Origin of the sequence: Labrys monachus, from assembly GCF_030814655.1 — a bacterium.
Taxonomy (GTDB): Bacteria; Pseudomonadota; Alphaproteobacteria; order Rhizobiales; family Labraceae; genus Labrys; species Labrys monacha.
On record NZ_JAUSVK010000001.1, the window covers coordinates 2,952,752 to 2,971,901 of the forward strand.

General features: G+C 67.5%; 15 protein-coding genes. 5 read left to right on the top strand and 10 right to left on the bottom strand.

Annotated elements, in window-relative coordinates; translation table 11 throughout:
• The first annotated feature begins 115 nt into the window (after nucleotides 1-115).
• From glmS to J3R73_RS13370, 3 genes are all read left to right on the top strand, one after another.
• Nucleotides 116-1,942 (top strand): glutamine--fructose-6-phosphate transaminase (isomerizing), encoded by a 1,827-nt coding sequence (glmS, locus tag J3R73_RS13360; RefSeq protein WP_307427535.1) that lies wholly within the window; start codon nucleotides 116-118, stop codon nucleotides 1,940-1,942.
• A 97-nt stretch (nucleotides 1,943-2,039) separates the two neighbouring features.
• Nucleotides 2,040-2,804 carry an aldolase gene (locus tag J3R73_RS13365; protein WP_307427537.1) on the top strand — a complete coding sequence of 255 codons (765 nt, stop codon included), beginning with the start codon at nucleotides 2,040-2,042 and terminating at the stop codon, nucleotides 2,802-2,804.
• Nucleotides 2,805-2,892: 88 nt separating this feature from the next.
• Complete coding sequence (locus J3R73_RS13370; protein WP_307427539.1) at nucleotides 2,893-3,597, top strand: glutathione S-transferase family protein; 705 nt, start codon at nucleotides 2,893-2,895, stop codon at nucleotides 3,595-3,597.
• 19 nt (nucleotides 3,598-3,616) lie between these two features.
• Here J3R73_RS13370 and J3R73_RS13375 read toward each other — a convergent pair whose 3' ends face one another.
• Entirely contained in the window at nucleotides 3,617-4,465 is an 849-nt protein-coding gene (locus J3R73_RS13375; RefSeq protein ID WP_307427541.1) for an oxidoreductase, read from the bottom strand.
• A 408-nt stretch (nucleotides 4,466-4,873) separates the two neighbouring features.
• Here J3R73_RS13375 and galE point away from each other — a divergent pair, with 408 nt between their 5' ends.
• Entirely contained in the window at nucleotides 4,874-5,887 is a 1,014-nt protein-coding gene (galE, locus tag J3R73_RS13380) for a UDP-glucose 4-epimerase GalE (protein ID WP_307427543.1), read from the top strand.
• Nucleotides 5,888-5,983: 96 nt separating this feature from the next.
• On the opposite strand, the gene J3R73_RS13385 is transcribed toward galE, so the two are convergent.
• Together J3R73_RS13385 and J3R73_RS13390 are read right to left on the bottom strand one after the other, a co-directional pair.
• Entirely contained in the window at nucleotides 5,984-6,814 is an 831-nt protein-coding gene (locus J3R73_RS13385) for an SDR family NAD(P)-dependent oxidoreductase (RefSeq protein ID WP_307427545.1), read from the bottom strand.
• A gap of 143 nt (nucleotides 6,815-6,957) precedes the next feature.
• A complete protein-coding gene (locus J3R73_RS13390; protein WP_307427547.1) occupies nucleotides 6,958-8,250 on the bottom strand; it encodes a cytochrome-c peroxidase in 1,293 nt (430 codons plus the stop codon).
• 178 nt (nucleotides 8,251-8,428) lie between these two features.
• Here J3R73_RS13390 and J3R73_RS13395 point away from each other — a divergent pair, with 178 nt between their 5' ends.
• Entirely contained in the window at nucleotides 8,429-9,970 is a 1,542-nt protein-coding gene (locus tag J3R73_RS13395) for an acid phosphatase (protein WP_307427549.1), read from the top strand.
• A 127-nt stretch (nucleotides 9,971-10,097) separates the two neighbouring features.
• Here the strand turns inward: J3R73_RS13395 and J3R73_RS13400 are convergent, their stop codons facing one another.
• From J3R73_RS13400 to J3R73_RS13430, 7 genes are all read right to left on the bottom strand, one after another.
• Entirely contained in the window at nucleotides 10,098-11,204 is a 1,107-nt protein-coding gene (locus tag J3R73_RS13400; RefSeq protein WP_307427551.1) for a DSD1 family PLP-dependent enzyme, read from the bottom strand.
• Between the two features lie 19 nt (nucleotides 11,205-11,223).
• Nucleotides 11,224-12,849, bottom strand: coding sequence for a GMC family oxidoreductase (locus J3R73_RS13405; RefSeq protein ID WP_307427553.1), 1,626 nt, complete (start codon nucleotides 12,847-12,849; stop codon nucleotides 11,224-11,226).
• Nucleotides 12,846-13,412, bottom strand: a complete 567-nt coding sequence (locus J3R73_RS13410; RefSeq protein WP_307427555.1) for a hypothetical protein — start codon at nucleotides 13,410-13,412, stop codon at nucleotides 12,846-12,848. The genes J3R73_RS13405 and J3R73_RS13410 overlap by 4 nt, the downstream gene beginning before the upstream one ends.
• A 37-nt stretch (nucleotides 13,413-13,449) precedes the next feature.
• Nucleotides 13,450-14,913, bottom strand: a complete 1,464-nt coding sequence (locus J3R73_RS13415) for an aldehyde dehydrogenase family protein (RefSeq protein WP_307427557.1) — start codon at nucleotides 14,911-14,913, stop codon at nucleotides 13,450-13,452.
• A gap of 30 nt (nucleotides 14,914-14,943) precedes the next feature.
• A complete protein-coding gene (locus tag J3R73_RS13420; protein WP_307427559.1) occupies nucleotides 14,944-16,080 on the bottom strand; it encodes an amidohydrolase/deacetylase family metallohydrolase in 1,137 nt (378 codons plus the stop codon).
• Nucleotides 16,081-16,144: 64 nt separating this feature from the next.
• Complete coding sequence (locus J3R73_RS13425) at nucleotides 16,145-17,161, bottom strand: ABC transporter ATP-binding protein (protein WP_307427561.1); 1,017 nt, start codon at nucleotides 17,159-17,161, stop codon at nucleotides 16,145-16,147.
• Nucleotides 17,162-17,182: 21 nt separating this feature from the next.
• The gene (locus J3R73_RS13430) at nucleotides 17,183-19,099 is read right to left on the bottom strand and encodes an ABC transporter permease (protein WP_307427563.1); all 1,917 of its coding nucleotides are present in this window, start codon (nucleotides 19,097-19,099) and stop codon (nucleotides 17,183-17,185) included.
• Between the last annotated feature and the right edge of the window lie 51 nt (nucleotides 19,100-19,150).

Here is a 19,150-nt window from a genome sequence, read left to right on the forward strand (position 1 = left end):
TCCCAGGGCGGACCTGTCATAATCTGTCAGGCATTTTGATTTCGCAGGACTTTCACGAAGCCCTAAACCCCTAGCCGTAGGATCGCGTTTGCGAGTCAGCGGGAGTTCGGGGCGGATGTGCGGCATCGTCGGTATTTTGGGCAAGGAAGCGGTCGCGTTGCCGCTGGTCGACGCGTTGCGCCGGCTTGAATATCGCGGCTATGATTCCGCCGGGGTCGCCACGCTCGAGGGCGGCGAGATCGTCCGCCGGCGGGCCGAGGGCAAGCTGCGCAATCTCGAAAGCAAGCTCGGCCGCGACCCGCTCAACGGCACCATCGGCATCGGACATACCCGCTGGGCGACCCATGGCAGGCCGACCGAGGCCAACGCCCATCCCCACGCGACCGGGCGGCTCGCGGTGGTGCACAACGGCATCATCGAGAATTTCCGCGATCTGCGCGAGGAACTCACGGCGGACGGCGCCCGCTTCCAGAGCGATACCGATACGGAGGTCGTCGCCCATCTGGTCACCCGCGAGATCGATCGGGGTCTCACGCCGCTGGCGGCCGTGCACGCCACCCTCGTGCGGTTGCGGGGCGCGTTCTCGCTCGGATTCATCTTCGCCGGCGAGGAGGACCTCATCATCGGCGCCCGGCGCGGTTCCCCGCTGGCGATCGGCTATGGCGACGGCGAGATGTATCTCGGCTCGGACGCCATCGCGCTCGCGCCCTTCACCGACATGGTGGCCTATCTCGACGACGGCGACAGCGTGGCGCTCACCCATAACTCGGCCACCATCTATGACGACGCCCGCCGGCAGGTCCATCGGCCGGTCCAGAAGTCGCAGGCTTCCGCCATGATCGTCGACAAGGGCAATCATCGGCATTTCATGTCCAAGGAGATCCATGAGCAGCCGGAGGTGGTGTCGCATACGCTGGCATCCTTCGTCGACATGGTCGACGAGACCATCCGCCTGCCGGAGAACCTGCCCTTCGACTGGCGAAACCTGCGCCGCCTGACGATCTCGGCCTGCGGCACGGCCTCCTTCGCCGGCATGATCGCCAAATACTGGTTCGAGCGCTACGCCCGCCTGCCGGTGGAGGTCGATATCGCCTCCGAGTTCCGCTATCGCGAGGCGCCGCTCGAGGAGGGCGGCCTTGCGATCTTCGTATCGCAGTCCGGCGAGACCGCCGACACGCTCGCCGCCTTGCGCTATTGCAAGGAGCAGGGCCAGCACACGCTGGCGGTGGTCAACGTGCCGACGTCCACCATCGCCCGCGACAGCGACGTCGTCGTGCGCACCCTGGCCGGCCCCGAGATCGGCGTCGCGTCGACGAAGGCCTTCACCTGCCAGCTCGCCGCGCTGGCGAGCCTTGCCATCGGCGCGGGCAAGGCTCGCGGCACCCTCTCGGTCGAACAGGAGCGCGAGCTCGTCCATGCGCTGATCGAGACGCCGCGCCTGATGGCCGAAGCCCTGCATCTGGAGCATGAGATCGAAAGCTTCTCGCGCGACCTCGCCAAAGCCTCCGACGTGCTCTATCTCGGCCGGGGAACGAGCTACCCTCTCTCGCTCGAAGGCGCGCTGAAGCTGAAGGAAATCAGCTACATACACGCTGAAGGTTATGCGGCGGGCGAACTGAAGCACGGGCCGATCGCCCTCATCGACGAGACGATGCCCGTGGTGGTGATCGCCCCCTACGACCACATCTTCGAGAAGACGGTGTCCAACATGCAGGAGGTGGCCGCCCGTGGCGGCCGCATCATCCTGATCACCGACGCCAAGGGAGCCGCCGCTGCCTCCATGGCCACACTGAAGACGCTCGTCCTGCCCGAAATGCCGGCGCTGGTGACCCCGCTGGTCTATTCGGTGCCGATTCAGCTTCTGGCCTATCATACGGCGGTGATCATCGGCACCGACGTCGACCAGCCGCGCAATCTGGCGAAGAGCGTGACCGTCGAATAAAAGAGGGTAAGCAGAATTTTCGGGACGATCCAATGGATGGATCCGAAAATCGCTGCGTCCTTCCAGAGTCCTGCGGAGATCCCGGGCCTTCCCGCCCGTGATCTCTGCTCAGGCTCCTGCCACCAGCACAATCCGGAATTGTCCCATGTCCAACCTGACGACCTATCGCCGCGAACTCGCCGCCGCGCTCCGCCTCGCCGCAAAGCTCGACTACAATGAAGGCATCTGCAATCATTTCTCGGTGCAGGTCCCGGGCCCGGAGGAGCTCTACCTCTTCAATCCCTACGGCGTGCATTGGCTGGAGATGCGCCCTTCGGACCTGCTCCTCGTCGACGGGGAGGGGACCTTGCTCGAAGGAGAGGGCGAACTCGAGGCCACCGCCCGCAACATCCACATCGCCGGCCATCGCGCCAATCCGCGCCATCTGTGCCTGCTGCACACCCACATGCCCTGGGCGACCAGCCTGACCATGGTCGAGGGGGGACGGCTGGAAATGGCGCACCAGACGGCTGCCCGCTTCCACGGCCGCATCGCCTATAATGACGAGTTCGGCGGCTTCGCGTCCGGCAAGGACGAGGGCGAGCGCATCGCCAGCACCGCCAGGTCCGATCAGAGGGCCGATGTGGTCTTTCTCGCCCAGCACGGCGTCATCGTCGGCGGCCCCTCGGTCGCCATCGCCTTCGACGACCTCTATTTTCTCGAGCGCGCCTGCCGCCAGCAGGTCCTCGCCATGTCGACGGGCAGGCCGCTGAAGATCATTCCGCAGCAGATGGTCGAGAGCACCGCGCGCGAGTGGATGAACGTCCTCGACCATCAGGCGACGCTGCATTTCCAGGCGCTGATGCGCGTCAACGGGCTGTAGGCCCCACCGCTCCGGCCCCGGGCCGGCCGCTTCGATCCTGCCTGCGGCCGGCCGACTCCTCCCGTCCCCAGCAATATTGGAACCCCGAATGCCGGACCTTTCCGCTTTTCCGATCGCCGCACGCTGGCCCGCCTCGCATCCCGACCGTCTCCAGCTCTACTCCTTCCCGACGCCCAACGGCGTCAAGGTCTCGATCGCCTTGGAGGAGATCGGGCTGCCCTATGAGCCCCACAGGGTCGATATCGGCAAGAACGAAAGCTGGACGCCCGAATTCCTGTCGCTGAATCCGAACGGCAAGATCCCGGCGATCATCGACCCGGACGGACCGGGCGGCAAGCCGCTCGGGCTGTTCGAGTCCGGCGCCATCCTGCTCTATCTCGCCGAGAAGACCGGAAAGCTCATGCCGGCCGACCCCGCCGGCCGCTATGAGACAATCCAATGGGTCTTCTTCCAGATGGCGGCCATCGGCCCGATGTTCGGCCAGGTCGGCTTCTTCTACAAATTCGCCGGCAAGGACATCGAAGACAAGCGGCCGCTCCAGCGCTATCGCGACGAATCCAAGCGCCTGCTGGGCGTCATCGAGACCCGCTTGGACGGGCGCGAATGGATCATGGGCGACGAATACACCATCGCCGACATCTCCATGCTCGGCTGGGTGCGCAACCTGATCGGCTTCTACGGGGCGCGCGATCTCGTCGAATTCGACCGGCTGAAGCATGTTCCGGCGTGGCTGGAGCGCGGCCTTGCCCGCCCCGCCGTCCAGCGCGGGCTGGACATCCCCAAGCCGGCGTGACCAGCCCGGGGCGGTCGCGTCAATCCTTGGGATAGTCGGCCGAGAGGCTCGTGTCGCGCCAGCGTTCGATCTGGTTCAGGCGCTCGGCGAGCTTCTTGGTAACGTTCTCATAGCCGATGGCGCCGAGCACGAGGTGGCGCGGCGGATCGGGATCCTCGACCATGCGGATCATGGCTTCGCCGGCGCGGACGGGATCACCGGGCTGGGCGCCGCTGAGGCCGGCGGTCGCCTTCATCCTGGCCGCCGCCGTATCCGCATAGTCGGCGATCCGGCTCGTGGTCTGCCGCAGGGAGCGGCCGGCCCAGTCGGTGCGGAACGGCCCCGGCTCCACGCAGGTGACCTTGATGCCGAGAGGGGCGGTCTCGGCGGCCAGCGCGTCGGAAAAGCCTTCGACCGCATGTTTGGAGGCGGCATAATAGCCTCCGCCGGCAAAGCCGATGAAGCCGGCGACCGAGGTGATGTTGACGATGTGGCCCTTGCGGCGCGCCCGCATGCCGGGCAGGACCGCCCGCGTCAAGGCGAAGAGGCCGAAGACGTTGGCCTCGAACTGGGCCCTGATCTCGCTGTCCTCGCCTTCCTCGACGGGAGACTGGTAGCCATAGCCCGCATTGTTGACGAGCACGTCGATGCCGCCGAAACGCTTCTCGGCCTCGGCGACTGCCGCCGCGATCTGCTCGGGCCTGGTCACGTCGAGCGCCAGGGCGAGGGCCCGGTCTTCCGCTCCGCGCACGAGGTCGGCGACGCGGGCGGCATCGCGGGCGGTGACGACGGCGCGCCAGCCGCGCGCCAGCACGAGGCGTGCAAGTTCCCGTCCGAGCCCGGTCGAGCACCCGCTGATGAACCAGGTCGGAATCGTCCGTTCGGTCATGATGCATTCCGTTCCAGAGTGGCCGCCGCCGGCAGCGAAGGGGCGCCCCATCGTCCGGCTGGCAGGACGGAGTATAACGGGGCGGGGGCCGCGCCGTGGAGTCGAGATTTCGACGGACGATGCCGCAGGGGACGCCGCCGGGGCGCCGCCGATCGATACAAAGCGACCTGCCCCTGCGTCCATAGGTCCCTACAGGCAGGCCGAATAAGGCTGAGTTCTTCAACAGACTTTCATCTATCGTCGGTGCGCCTATGTATTGCATGGGAAGGCCCATATCTCGGCGTGTTTTCAACGCGGAAGATCCGGCCTGGGAGCGGCATAATAGGGGCTCTTTCCACGATTTTTCTCAACCTGCATGCGGAATGAGCCTGCTCGACTGTCTTCGTCCATTTCAGAAGGAGAATGATCTTGAAAGTTCTGGTCACCGGCGGCGCTGGCTATATCGGGAGCCTGACCTGCGTCTCTCTGATCGAGGCTGGGCATACGCCCGTCATTCTCGACAATTTCGCCAATAGCAGCCCCGCAGCCATCGATGCCATCGAGCAGGTCAGCGGGGTCAAGCCGCGCTTCGCCGTCGGCGACATCGCCGACACGGCCCTCGTCACCTCGGTGCTGACCGAGAACGGCATCGATGCAGTCATTCATTTCGCCGGCCTGAAGGCGGTCGGCGAGTCGGTCGCCAAGCCTCTGGATTACTACGCCACCAACGTGGTCGGCACGCTCCGGCTCCTCGGCGCCATGCGGGAGGCCGGCGTCCGCAACTTCATCTTCAGCTCCTCCGCAACGGTCTATGGCGACCCGCAGACCGTACCGGTAACCGAGGACAGCGCGCGCTCCGCGACCAATCCCTATGGCCGCACCAAGCTGATCATCGAGCACATCCTGGAGGATCTCGTGCGGGCCGAGCCCGAATGGTCGGCGACGATCCTGCGCTATTTCAACCCGGTCGGCGCCCACCCGAGCGGCAAGATGGGCGAGGATCCGCGCGGCGTGCCGAACAATCTCATGCCCTATATCGCGCAGGTGGCCGTCGGGCGGCGCGATTTCCTCTCGATCTATGGCGACGACTATCCCACCCCCGACGGCACCGGCGTGCGCGACTATATCCATGTCGTCGACCTCGCCGCAGGCCATATCGCCGCCCTGCAGGCCCGCACCGGCAAGCCGGGCGTGCATGTCTACAATCTCGGCACCGGCCGCGGGCACAGCGTCTTCGAGATGCTCACCGCCTTCAGCCACGCCTGCGGCAAGAACCTGGCGAGCCGCATCGTACCCCGCCGGCCGGGCGACATCGCACAGGTCTGGGCGGAGACCACCAAGGCGGCCGAGCAGCTCAACTGGCGCGCGGAGCGGACCCTCGACGACATGTGTCGCGACACCTGGCGCTGGCAGTCCTCCCATCCCGCCGGCTATGCCGGGTAGCCGGCGATCGCTCGTCGGGTTGCGCCGCCCCTCGTCCCGTGCTTCCCCCGACGTACGGGAGAAGACGAAGGCGAGGGGGGCGCGGAGCCCGCTGGCCTACTGGGCGAGGAAGCCGCCGTCGATCGGCAGCGTGTGGCCGGTGATCATGCTCGCTCCCGGACCGGCGAGGAAGACGATGGCCGGCGAGATCTCGTGCGGCTCGGCGATGCGGCGCAGCGGCGTCATGTCCTCGATGCGGCGCATCAGTTCGGGCTGGGCCAGCAGCGGCGCGATGAAGGGCGTGCGGACATAGGTCGGCGCGATCGCATTGACGCGGATGGCGTGGGGCGCCCATTCCACCGCGAGGGCCCGGGTCATGTTGACGAGGGCACCCTTGGTCGTCTGGTAGGAGATGTTGGGATAGAGCCCGCCGCCGGACAGCGCCATGATCGAGGCGGTGTTGATGATCGCCCCGCCACGCTTCGATGCGATCATGTGCCGGGCCGCGGACCGCGCGCAGAGGAACACGCCGGTCATGTTGACGGCGACCACCTTGTTCCACGCCTCGAGGCTGAGGTTGACCGCCGCGTCGCGGATGGCGAGGCCGGCATTGTTGACGAGGATGTCGACATGCCCATAGCGGTGCGCGATCTTGTCGAAGGCGGCGTCGACAGCCGCTTCGTCGCAGACGTCGGCGACCAGCGCCGTGACCGGCACAGCCCCCTTGATCGCCATCAGGATTTCGTCGGCGACCTCGGCGCGATCGAGGATGACGACGCTCGCGCCGGCGGCCGCCAGCGCCTGCGCTGCCGCAAGGCCGATGCCGCTGCCGCCGCCGGTGACGGCGGCCACCAGTCCGTCGAGCCCGAAAATCCCCGACAGGCTCACCGCGCCTGCTGCTTCCTGCGGCGCCGATTCCCTCTCGGGCAACAGCTCTTCCATGTCCATGCCTGCTTCCTTCCCGCCGCTTCCATTGACCTGATGCCGGCTTTGCCGATCAGGCCCTTCTCGCATCAAAACGCCGCAAGTGGAAGAAAGGTCGCCGAGGCGAGCGCTCTCGGTCCATCCGTTGAAGGGGTCGGAAATTCCGCTCAGGGCAGGCGGGCCGTCCCCTGTTCGGCCACGTAGCCGTCGTTCAGCGTCTGCAGGAAGGCGACGATGTCGTCGATCTCCTTGTCGTCCAGCGCCGGCCTGTCGCCGGCATGGCGGTCGAACGGCGGATCGGTGTTGATGTTCGCTTGGTATGCCGCCGGCAGGTCGTCGAACTTGTCGACCGTTCCGTCGGCCCGGCGCGGATACCATTGCTCCGGATTGGTGTCGCGCCGGGCATAGAATTCCACCGCCTTCTTCAGCGAATGGAAGGCGCCGTTGTGGAAGAAGGTCTGGCGCGTGGCGACATTGCGCAGGCTCGGCGTGCGGAACAGGCCGCAATAATCCGTGCGGCCGCGGAAGTCGGTGCGAAGCGGGCCGCACAGGCCGAGGTCGAAATAGGCGGGATCGCGATTGGCGGGGATGTCGAGGTTGCGCGGCACGCCGAGGGCGATCAGGCCGTAATCGGTGAATTGCGGCGGCGTGCCGTCATTGCCGCGCTGGCTGATATGGCATTCGGCGCAATTGCCCTTGCCGGGATCGTTGAACAGCTCGAGCCCATGCGCCTCGGCGGGGCTCAACGTGGCCTTGCCGGCGAGATAGGCGTCATATTTGCTGCTGTAGGGATAGAAGGTGGCCTCGTCCTGCTCATAGACCTCGAAAGCCTCGAGGATGCCGTCGAAGAGAGCCTTGCGATCGCCCAGGATGTCGGCGCCGTAAATGGTGCGCAGGCGTTCGCCGTAACCCGCCCGGAGCGCGCGGTCGACGACGTTGCCGGCACTTTCGTTCCCCATTTCAAAGGGGGAGAGCAGGGGGATGCGCGCCTGGTCGGCGCCGCGGTCGGCGCGCCCGTCCCATGTCAGGCCGCCGGTCGGCCCGTTGTCGACGCTTTCGTCGGAATCGTCCTCCGAATCGTAGAAGTGCTCGGAGAACTGGGGAACGATCTGCACATATTTGAGCGACGGCACCGCGCGCAGGCCGGGCTGACGCATGTCGGCGCCGCCGAACTGGACCGACAGGGCATTGGCCGGACCGAGCGCGTGGTCGGGCGCATGGCAGCTGGCGCAGGCGAGCTTGCCGGACGCCGACAGCGAGGGATCCGAAAACATGTCCCGCCCGAGAGCCGTCAGCGCCCGGGTGCGGCGGCGGACTTCGGCCCGGCTGAGGCCACCCGGTGCGGAAAGCACGATGGTGTCGCCGGCCGTACCGCTTGCGGCGGACAGGCGCGGGCCGATCATGAAGAAAAGGACGGCGACGGCGGCTGCCGACATGGCCGGGATGCGCGGGATGTTCATCGGCTCGCTCCGAAGGGACCTCGACGTCATTATCCCGTCAACGGTGTCAGGCTAGTGACTTTCGGCAGGGCGGACCTGGTCCGAAGAGCCTCGTGCCGGATTCGGCGGATGAGGCGGCGGTGAGGCCGGGACCTTCCTGCCCGCGGACGGGCGAGAATACAACTGCGGAGAACCGGATATGAAGAAGCGGATTTTGCTGGGCGCGACGGCGCTCGCCCTCACGGCCCTGCCCGCGGCGGGGCGGGCGGCAGACAATGCCCTCGTCGGCCTGGACGGCATCCAGACGGTCGTGGTGATCTATGCGGAGAACCGCAGCTTCGACAATCTCTTCGGGTCCTTTCCCGGCGCCGACGGCTTGGCGAATGCCGGCCAGGCCAGCCGGACACAGCTCGACCGCGACGGATCGGTGCTCAAGGAATTGCCGCCCGTCTGGGGCGGGATGACCGCCAAGGGCGTGAAGCCGGCGGTGACGGAAGCCGAAACGGCGCATCTGCCCAACGCGCCCTTCGCCGTGGATGCCAAGGATGGCTTCAACCTGTCGCCGGCGACCGCGACGCAGGATCTGTGGCACCGCTTCTACCAGAACCAGATGCAGATCGACGGCGGCAAGAACGACAAGTTCGTCGCCTGGGCCGATGCGGGCGCCATGGTCATGTCGACCTGGGACGGATCGTCGATGGCGGCCTGGCGCATCGCCCAGCGCTATACGCTGGAGGACGATTTCTTCATGGGCGCCTTCGGCGGTTCGTTCATGAACCATATCTGGCTCGCCTGCGCCTGCGTCGCGACCTATCCGGACGCCGACAAGAGCCCGGCCAAGCCGTCGATCGCCGCCGTCGAGGCTGACGGGGTGACGCTGAAGCTGGCGGACAATTCACCGAAATCGGCGCTCGACGGCGTGCCGAAATTCGTGGCGGACGGCAATCTGACGCCGGATTTCCATGCGGTGAACACCATGCAGCCGCCCTATCAGCCGAGCGCCAACAAGCCGGCGAAGGACGGCGATCCGCGCCTCGCCGACCCGGCGCAGCCGACGACGCTGCCGCCGCAGACGCAGACCACGATCGGCGATCTCCTCAGCGCCAAGGGCGTGAGCTGGGCCTGGTATGCCGGCGCCTGGCAGAGCGTGCTGGACCACGGCAATTCCGCGCCGACGCCCGCCTTCCAGTATCATCACCAGCCGTTCAATTATTTCGCGAATTTCGCGCCGGGGACGCCGGCCCGTGACGAGCACCTGCGCGACGGCGGCCTGAGCGGCCTCGCCTTCATCCGCGACATCGACGAGGGCAAGCTGCCGCAGGTCGCCTTCTACAAGCCGCAGGGCAATCTCAACGAACATTCCGGCTATGCCGATATCGCCTCGGGCGACGGCCATGTCGAAACCCTGATCAACCATCTCGAGCACAGCCCGCAATGGCCCCATATGCTCGTCATCCTGACCTATGACGAGAATGGCGGCCTCTGGGACCATGTCGCCCCGCCCAAGGCGGATCGCTGGGGTCCGGGCACGCGCATTCCGGCGATCGTCATCTCGCCCTTCGCCAAGCGCGGCTTCGTCGACCATACGCCCAACGACACCACCTCGATCCTGCGCTTCATCACAAAGCGGTTCGAACTGCCGGTCCTGAAGGGCATCTCCGACCGCGACGCGGCGCTCGCCGCCCATGGCGAGCCGGCGCTCGGCGATCTCACCAGCGCGCTGAACTTCGTCCAGAAGTGAGGCGGAAGGACTTGACGCCAAAAGCCATCTCCGCGATGTCGGAGATGGCAGCCCGCCGGCTGCCTCCTGTCGAGGCGCCTTCTGCCGTGTCGGGAGAAGCAGATCCCGGCCGCTTGCGCACGTGCTCTCAGTTCATCGCGCCGCGGGCCGAAATCGGCCACAGGCATTCGACGCGGCCGTTGCGCACGCCGACATACCAGTCGTAGCGGTCGACCGTCGGGTCGCAATGGCCGGGCACCAGCATGACCCTCTCGTCGAGCTTCAGGGGCGATGATCCCGGCGCGAGGGTGAGTTTGCCGTGCTCGTCGGAGGCGCCGGCATAGGTGACGCCCTCGCGCTGCCAGACGAGCGGCAGGCCGCTGTCCACCGCCAGGGCCTTCAGCCCGGCATCGACCACGGCGACCTCCGCATTCGGCGTGCTCATGACCGTGCTGAGCACGAAGAGCGACTGGCGGAACGGCGGGGCGGGATGGTTGCGCCCGTAATCGGCATCCATGAAGACATAGGAACCGACCTGCAGCTCGTTGAAGACGCCGGTCGCCGCCTCCAGGGCGAAGGTGCCGGTGCCGGCGCCTCCGACGATGGGGCAGTCGAGGCCGATCGTCCGGAGGTCCTCGACCATGCGGCCGGTCATCTCGGCGGCCGAGGCGATGCTCGCCGTCCTTTCGTCGAGCGTGCGCTGGTGCTGCGCCCGGCCCTGATAGGCCTGCAGGCCGCCGAAGGAGAGGTGGCGGCTCGACGCGATCCGGCGCGCCAAGGCGAGCACCTCCGGCCCCGGCACGAGGCCGCAGCGGGCCGCCCCGACGTCGATCTCGACGAGCACGGGCAGGCGGACGCCGGCGTCCTGCGCCGCAGCCTCGATGGCATCGACGCCGAGCGCATGGTCGGCGCACAGCGCCACGCGCGCGATCCGGGCGAGGGCGGCGAGGCGCGCCAGCTTGGCGGGGCTCACCACCTCGTTGCTGACGAGGATGTCGGGAACGCCGCCCCAGGCGAGGATCTCGGCCTCGGCCACCTTCTGCACGCATTGGCCGACGGCACCGCGCGCCATCTGCAGATGGGCGACGACCGGCGATTTATGCGTCTTGGCATGCGGCCGCACGCGCACGCCCGCCGCCTTGGCGGCGCTCGCCATGTGGTCGAGATTGGCCTCGAAAGCATCGAGGTCGAGGATGAGGGCCGGGGTGTCGATCTCGTCGATCGGCATCCCCGGTTCGGCGGGAGGGCGATACATCGCAGGCATTCCAATCCGGTCAGGCGGCAGCGGACCGCGTCGTTCCGCTCAGCTCGCGGAAATTGTCACGGATATAGGTGGCGGCGCGCAATGCAAGGGCGGAGATCGTCGGCGTCGGGTTGACCACGCCGCCCGTGGCGAGGACGCTGCCGTCGACGATGAAGAGGTTGGGCACGTCCCAGCTCTGGTTCCATTTGTTGACGACCGATGTCTCGGGGTCCTCGCCCATCCGGCAGGTGCCGATCATATGCCAGGCCGGAGTGCGGTAGACGCCGTCCTTGTCGCGATAGTCCTGCAGCGCATATTCGAACGCGCCGGCGGCCTTGGCGATGTCGACGAGGCGGTCGAGCATGTAGTTCATCATGCGCCTGTCGTTCTCGCCGGGCTGGTAATGCAGCGTGGCGACGGGAACGCCGTCCTTGTCGCAGACGGAAGGATCGATCGAGACGCGGTTGTCCGGATTGGGCAGGTCGTCGCCGATGGCGTGGATGCCGATGCAGCGGCCGAAATGCCGCTCGAACCAGCGATGATGGTCCCGGCCCCACGGCGCCTTGGTGTCCGTGATCCAGCCGGCAGCGACCTCGCCGGCCGAGGACGTGCTCGTCAGGCAGTTGAAGTTGAAGCCGTTGACGAAGCCGCGGCTCGTATCGGTCTCGGCGAACTCGCGGGAGATCAGCGAGGCGACATAGCCCATATGGCTCTCGATCGGTTCCTCCACCCACATTTCCGAGCTGACGAGCGTATGGTGCAGGAGGTTGCGGCCGACCTGGTCGGACTGGTTGGCGAGGTTGTCGGAAGCCAGAAGCAGCCGCGGCGTGCCGACGCCGTTGGCCGCGACGATGACGAGCCGGGCCGGCTGGAATTCGGTGATGCCGGTATTCCGGTCGATGAACAGGGCGCCCGTCGCGCGGCCGTCGAGCCCCTTCTCGATGCGCAGCACCCGGGCATGGGTCCTCAGCTTCGCGCCGGCCGCCAGCGCCTTCGGCCAGATCGACAGCGAATATTTGCTCATGGAGCCGCGCGGGCAGCCATTGCAGACGCCGCAGCCGTTGCAGGCCGGCCGGCCGTCGTAATTCTCCGAGATGACGCCGGCTTCCGCCGGCCACCAGTGCCAGTCGAGCTGGTCGAAGGCCTGGGCGAGGCGGCCGGCAGCCTTGGTGAAGGGCAGAGGCCGCGTCGGCGGCTTGTCTCTCGGCGGCATGGCGGCGTCGCCGGCCAGGCCGCTGACGCCGATCATGCGGTCCGCCGCCTCGTAGAAGGGGGCGACGTCCTCATAGCTGATCGGCCAGTTCGGCTGCAGTCCGTGCTCATCGAACTTGCGGAAGTCCGAAGGGCGGTAGCGCGGCCAGATCGCCCCATAGACATTGGTCGAGCCGCCGACGCCGTTCCACATCAGCACCTGGGAGCTGTCGGTCACCACCGGGTAGTCGTCGGGATGATGGCGCTTGTTGACGTCCGAGTTCCAGTTGGTGCGGCGCTGCCAGGTCCAGTCGGCGCTGTAATGGGGGTGATCGCCCGCCTCGACCCAGTCGCCCTGCTCGAGGCAGACGACGTCGAGGCCGGCGCGCGCGAGCACGGTCGCCGACAGGGAACCGGTGGCGCCCGCCCCGATGATGAGGACGTCGCAGGGCTCGTTCTTGGTCATCGTTTCAGTCCCCATGCTTGCGTGCGCTCGCTGTCGAGGTCGAGGGTGGAGGTGTCGACGCGGCGCACGTCCGGCGTCGCGATGTAGCGGCCGCGCCCGTGGCGCGGCGTCTGGCGTTCGAGATCGAAGGGCATGACCGGATACCCCTTGATGTGCGGGCGCAGGTCGTAGGGATGGCCCTGCGCATTGATGGCTGCGGCGACGAAGGGATTCTCGTAATAGGCGATATAGGCCGCATCCCGGACCCAGCCGAAGAGGGCGGGCTCGGCGGCCTCGAAACGCCGGACGATCGCGACCTGCTCGTCCTCGCCGCGGCCCCGCAGGGGGCCGCCGGCGGCGAGGAGCGCGGCGGCGAGGCGGGCAAACTGGCCGCGGCCGAGATCCTCGAAGAGCCGGGTGGCGAGCACGGCCTGCACGCCGACATCGGCGGCGGACGGCCAGTCGCCGTCGCCGGGGATGAGCACGCTCACGAAGTCGGCGAGAAGCGAGGCGGCCTCGGCGGGGCCCGGCTTGGCGGGGCCGTCCGGCGGCGTCTCGGCGGTAGGATGAATATCGATGGTCATGGCTGCAGGGTCTCCAGCAGGAAGCGGCGGAGGATCGTCATTGGGCGCCGCCTCGCTTGCGGGTGATGGTGATCATCTTGATCTCCGTCATCGCCTCCAGCGTCAGGCGGCCGCCGAGGCGGCCGATACCGCTCTTGGTGCCGGACCCGCCGCCGAAGGGAAGGTGGATCTCCCAATAGGTGCTGCCGGCGTTGATGTTGACGATGCCGGCGGGAATCGCCTCTCCGAACCGCAGCGCCCGGCCGATATTCTCGGTGAAGATGCCGACGCTCAGGCCGTATTCGCTGTCGAGGGCGAGATCGAGGGCCTCCTCGTCGTCGTCGAAGGCGATCAGCGGGATCACGGGGCCGAAGGTCTCCTCCCGGTTGATGCGCATGTCGCGCGTCACGCCGGTGATCACTGTCGGCTCGAAGAAGAGGGGGCTGCCGAGGTCGGGGCGCGGCTTGCCGCCGGTCAGCACGCTGGCCCCGTGGGCCGCGGCATCCTCGACGTGCTCGCGGACCTTGGCCGCGACGTTGGGATTGTTGAGCGGCCCCATGGTCGTGCCCTGCTGGAGCGGATCGCCCAGGACATAGGCCTGCGCCCGCTGCACCAGCTTCTCGGCCAGAGGAGCGACGATGCTGCGATGGGCGAGGACACGGCCCGTCGCCGCGCAGATCTGGCCGGCATTGGAGAAGGCGCCGCCGGCGGCGGCGTCCGCGGCGCTGTCGAGGTCGGCGTCGTCGAAGACGAGCACCGGGCCGTTGCCGCCGAGTTCCAGCAGCAGCGGCTTGCCGGCGCCGCGCTCGGCGATGCGCCGGCCGGTCGCGGCGCTGCCGGTGAAGCCGATGCCGTTGGTGTCGGGATGGACGACGATCTCGTCGCCGACCACCGCCCCCTCGCCGATGACGAGATTGACGACCCCCTTGGGCAGGCCGGCCTCCTCGATCGCCCGCATCAGCTCGATCGCCGCCATCGACGTCGTCGGCGCGGGCACCCAGGCGATGGTGTTGCCGGTCGCGATGCCGGGCGCGAGATATTCGGTGGGGATGTTGACGGGGTAGTTCCAGGGCGTGATCACCGCATAGACGCCGCGCGGCTGCCGGATGGTGATGACGAGCTTGCTCGGATCCTCGGCCGGCGGCGTCTCGCCGCCGAGCTGCTTGACGAGTTCGGCGGCGAGACGGAAGCCGTCGGCGGCCTTGGCGACTTCGCCGGTGGCCTGGGCGAGGGGCTTGCCCTGTTCGGTGCTCAACACGCGGGCGATGCGATCGCGCCGCTCGTCGATCCTGGCGGCGATCGCCATGCACATCGCGGCGCGCTCGAAAGCGGACCGCGCGGCCCAGCCGGCCTTGGCGCGCTTGGCCGCCGCCACGGCGCGGCGTGCGGTGTCGCGGCTGCTTCGGGGCAGCCAGGCGATGGTCTCGCCCGTGGCGGGATTGATCGCCGGCATGCGGTCGGCCTCGGCCTCCCATGCGCCGTCGATGAAATTATGCAGGATCTCGACCTGGCTCTTTTCCATGAGCTTGCTCCCTGTGACCTGTCCGACGCTTCAGGCCGGATGCCACCAGCGCCCGGCGACGACGACGCCCCGGGCGAAGATGCGCTTGTCGGCGGTGACGATCTCGCCGCGCACGTCCTCGAGCGGGAAGGATCCCTCGTCGATCGACAGGATGCTGGCGTCGCCGGCGCTGCCCGGCTTCAGGCTGCCCAGTTCCGGGCGCTGCAAGGCCCTGGCGGCGTTGACCGTGGAGGCGGCGATGACCTCGTCGAGCGGCATGCCGAGCGCCAGGAACTTGGAGAGCGTCGTCACCTGGTCGTAGGCCGGGCCCTTGATGCACAGCGAATGGACGTCGGAGGAGATGGTGTCCGGCTTGAAGCCGGCGGCGAGCATGGCGCGCGCCGTTTTCCATCCGAACGAACCCATGCCGTGTCCGATGTCGAAGAAGACACCGCGCTGGCGGGCGGCGAGCACTTCCGGCTTGACCTGCCCCTTGCCGTCGACGGGGGCGTTGGGGAACGGACGGAAGCAATGGGTCAGCACGTCGCCGGGGCGCAGGCGCTCGACCACCGCTTCGTAGGACGGCGGCGGCTCGTCGATATGCACCATCAGCGGCAGGCCGGTCTCGTCCGCCACCTGCAGGGCGACGTCGAGCGGGGCGATGCCCGAGGGGCCGCTCGCCGTCTTGCCGATGCGCACCTTGATGCCGATGACGACGTCGCGGTTGGCGTTGGTGACCTCGACGGCATCCCGCGCGGCGAGAAGGCGCATGTCATGGCCCTCGCCGACCATGACCCGGCTGGAGAAGCCGTAGATGCCGGCAAAGGAGACGTGGAGATAAGCGAGGATCCGCACCTGGCAGGGATCGATGACATGCTTTCGGAAGCCGGGGAAATTGCCGGGGCCGGCGCTGCCGGTGTCGACGCAGGTGGTGACGCCGCTCGTCCTCGCGAACTCCTCGGCGTCGATGCCGAGCGACGTGCCGCCCCAATAGACATGGGTGTGGAGATCGATGAGGCCGGGCGTGACGATCCGCCCGGCGACGTCGCGGATTTCGGCGCCCGCCCCGTCGAGATGGTCGCCGACCGCGGCGACCTTGCCGTTCGCGAAGGCGACGTCGGTGACGCGGTCGAGGGACTGGGAGGGATCGATGACCCGGCCGTTCTTGAGGATGAGATCGAAAGACATGAAAAGACTTCTTTGTTTCGGATGAAGCCCGCTCGACGAGCGGATTTGATGAAATACCGCGTGCTTACAGGCGCTTGCCGGTCTCCTTGTCGAAGAGATAGACGGACTGGGCCGGCGCGGTCAGCGTCATGCTCGCGCCGGGCGCCAAGCCGGAGGGATCGGCGCAGGTCGCCTTGATGATGTGGTCGCCGACGAGCACGTCGAGATAATGGACGGGACCGGCGGGCTCGATCAGGGCGAGTTCCCCCGTCAGGGAGAACCCCTCGGGCGCGGCCGTGGCGGCAGGCGTGAGGTCGTGCGGCCGGACGCCGATCAGGCGGTCGTCGCCATGCCCGCCGGGCGCCGCCGATCCCGGCAGGAAGTTCATCTGCGGGCTGCCGATGAAGGCGGCGACGAACTGGTTGGCGGGCTCGCGGTAGATCGTCATCGGCTCGGCGAATTGCTGGACGATGCCGGCGTTCATCACCGCGATGCGGTCCGACAGCACCATCGCCTCTTCCTGGTCGTGGGTGACGAAGATGACGGTCATCTTGAGCTGGCGCTGCAGCCGCTTGATCTCGGTGCGGGTGCGCACGCGCAGGCCCGCATCGAGATTGGAGAGGGGCTCGTCCATCAGCAATGCAGCCGGGTTGCGCACGATCGCCCGCCCGACGGCGACGCGCTGGCGCTGGCCGCCCGACAGTTCGGCCGGCGAGCGGTCCAGCAGCTGGTCGAGGCCGAGCAGCTCCGCCGCCCAGGCGACCTGCTTGCGGATCGTCTCTTCCGGGATCTTCTGCTGGCGCAGCGGGAAGGCGAGGTTGTCGCGCACCGACATATGCGGGTAGAGCGCGTAGTCCTGGAACACGAGCGCGATGTTGCGGTCGCGCGCCGACAATCCGCTGATGTCGCGGCCATCGAACAGGATGCTTCCGGAGGTGATGTCCTCGAGGCCGGCGATGCAGAACAGCAGCGTGCTCTTGCCGCAGCCGGACGGGCCGAGGAAGGAGATGAACTCCCCGTCCCGGATATCGAGGTTCAGTCCCTGGAGCACGGGGTAGTTGATGTAGCTCTTGGAGACGTTCTGGATGTTGATCGACGTCATGCGGAACTCCGAGGCGCCTGTTCAGCCCTTGACGGCGCCCGAAAGGGCCCCCTGGATGAGATAGCGTTGGAAAAGGAAGGCGACGATGACGGGCGGCGTGATCGACAGCACGCTCGCCGCGAACATCGGGCCGTATTCGTAGAATTGCGCCTGGCTCAGGAAGCCCGAAAGCACCACCGGAATGGTCTGCGCCTTCGGGGTCGACGTCAGGATCAGGGCGAACAGGAATTCGTTCCAGCTCGCGAGGAAGCAGAAGATGCCGGCCGCGATCACGCCCGGGCGGACGACGGGCAGGAGGATCTTCCACATCATCTTGAGGCGCGAGCAGCCGTCGATCAGCGCTGCGCGGTCCAGGCTGACGGGGACGCCCTCGAAATAGCTCTTCATCATCCAGGCGCTGAGCGGCAGCAGGAAGCTACAATAGGAGATGATCAGCCCCGTCCGCGTGTCGATCAGGCCCAGGCCGCGGAAGATCATGAAGAAGGGCAGGACGATGGTCAGCCCCGGGGTCATGCGCGTCAGCAGCAGGCCCCACAGGCTGGCGCTGAAGAAGCGGTTCTTGCCGTGCCGGGCGAAGGCGTAACCGGCGAAGGTGCCGAGGACGACGCTGATGATGGCGACGGCCGCGCCGACCAGGAAGCTGTTGAGCAGCGACAGCGGCACACGCTGGGCCTGCACGCTGGTCGAGAAGCCGCTGGAGGTGCTCGGCATCAGCACGGTCTGGAAGTTCTGCAGCGTGAAGGCGCTCGGGATCATGGTCGGCGGCGTGCGGATGAGGTCCGTCGCCGGCGTCACGCTCATCAGGATGAGAGCGAGCACGGGCAGGGCCGACCACAGGAAGATCAGGATGGCGGCGGCGGCGAAGCCGATGCGCGCCAGCGCGGTCCGGACCGGGCGCGGCAGCCCCCTGCGCAGGCGCAGCGCCGGCAGCACCGCCATGGCATGGCCGCGTCCGGCCGAGGCGAGCACCGGGCCATAGGCCGCGGCGGAGGTCCCGCCGGTCTCCGCCGCGGCCCGGGAGCGCCGCGGCCCGAGCACGAAGAAGTAGAAGATGGCGAGGAGGAAGCTGACGACGGTGAGGCAATAGAGGATGGCGGCGCCTTCGCCGAATTTGAGGAACTGGAACGAATAGAGATAGCCGAGCCAGGCGAATACGGTGGTGGCGGTGCCGGGTCCGCCGCGCGTCATGATCCACAGGATGTCGAAGGCCATCAGGGAGTTGATGGTCGCGATGATGGATATGAACAGCAGGTTCGGCTTGAGCCAGGGCAGGGTGATGGCGAAGAAGCGCGCCACCGGGCCGGCGCCGTCCAGCATCGCCGCCTTGTGCAGGTTGTTCGGCATGGATTGCAGGCCGGCCAGCAGCATCAGCGCGGTGAGGGGCGCCTGGTTCCAGACATTGGTGAGTGCGACGAGGTTGAGGGCGCGGAAGCCGTCGCCGAGCCAGGGCAAGGCGAGGGAACCGAGGCCGAGATCGTTGAGCAGCCCGGTCAGCGCCCCGTAATTGCCGGCATAGACGAAGGACCAGAGCACGCCGACCGACACCGGCGCCATGGCCCAGGGCACCAGGACGACGCTGCGCAGGAAGCCGCGCCCCGGGAAGGCCCTGTTGAGGATGAGGGCCATCGCCATGCCGAGGAGGGTGGTGCCCACCACCGAGAAGCCGGCGAAATAGACCGTCCGCCCGAAGGCGGACCAGAGCTCGCTGCCGCCGAGAATCGAGGTGTAATTGTCGAACCCGACGAAGATCCAGCGCTTGGTGATCGGGTTGGTGCGATTGAGGCTGAGATAGAAGCTGTAGGCCAGCGGCATGCCCACCACCGCCAGCACGATCAGGAGGGTCGGCGCCACCGAGGCATAGGCGAAGAAGGGAACGCGGGCGACCTGCCTCTTCCGGGGCTGCGCGACAGGCTGGATCTGCGAGGTGATGATCGACAAGGGGCGGCCTCCCGGCAAGGGGATCTGCGACGGAGCCACCCGGCCGGCGCG

Coding starts and splice junctions, on each gene's coding strand:
- glmS (WP_307427535.1), top strand. CDS start 116: ATGTGCGGCATCGTCGGTATTTTGGGCAAGGAAGCGGTCGCGTTGCCG.
- J3R73_RS13370 (WP_307427539.1), top strand. CDS start 2,893: ATGCCGGACCTTTCCGCTTTTCCGATCGCCGCACGCTGGCCCGCCTCG.
- J3R73_RS13375 (WP_307427541.1), bottom strand. CDS start 4,465: ATGACCGAACGGACGATTCCGACCTGGTTCATCAGCGGGTGCTCGACC.
- J3R73_RS13385 (WP_307427545.1), bottom strand. CDS start 6,814: ATGGACATGGAAGAGCTGTTGCCCGAGAGGGAATCGGCGCCGCAGGAA.
- J3R73_RS13390 (WP_307427547.1), bottom strand. CDS start 8,250: ATGAACATCCCGCGCATCCCGGCCATGTCGGCAGCCGCCGTCGCCGTC.
- J3R73_RS13395 (WP_307427549.1), top strand. CDS start 8,429: ATGAAGAAGCGGATTTTGCTGGGCGCGACGGCGCTCGCCCTCACGGCC.
- J3R73_RS13400 (WP_307427551.1), bottom strand. CDS start 11,204: ATGTATCGCCCTCCCGCCGAACCGGGGATGCCGATCGACGAGATCGAC.
- J3R73_RS13405 (WP_307427553.1), bottom strand. CDS start 12,849: ATGACCAAGAACGAGCCCTGCGACGTCCTCATCATCGGGGCGGGCGCC.
- J3R73_RS13410 (WP_307427555.1), bottom strand. CDS start 13,412: ATGACCATCGATATTCATCCTACCGCCGAGACGCCGCCGGACGGCCCC.
- J3R73_RS13415 (WP_307427557.1), bottom strand. CDS start 14,913: ATGGAAAAGAGCCAGGTCGAGATCCTGCATAATTTCATCGACGGCGCA.
- J3R73_RS13420 (WP_307427559.1), bottom strand. CDS start 16,080: ATGTCTTTCGATCTCATCCTCAAGAACGGCCGGGTCATCGATCCCTCC.
- J3R73_RS13425 (WP_307427561.1), bottom strand. CDS start 17,161: ATGACGTCGATCAACATCCAGAACGTCTCCAAGAGCTACATCAACTAC.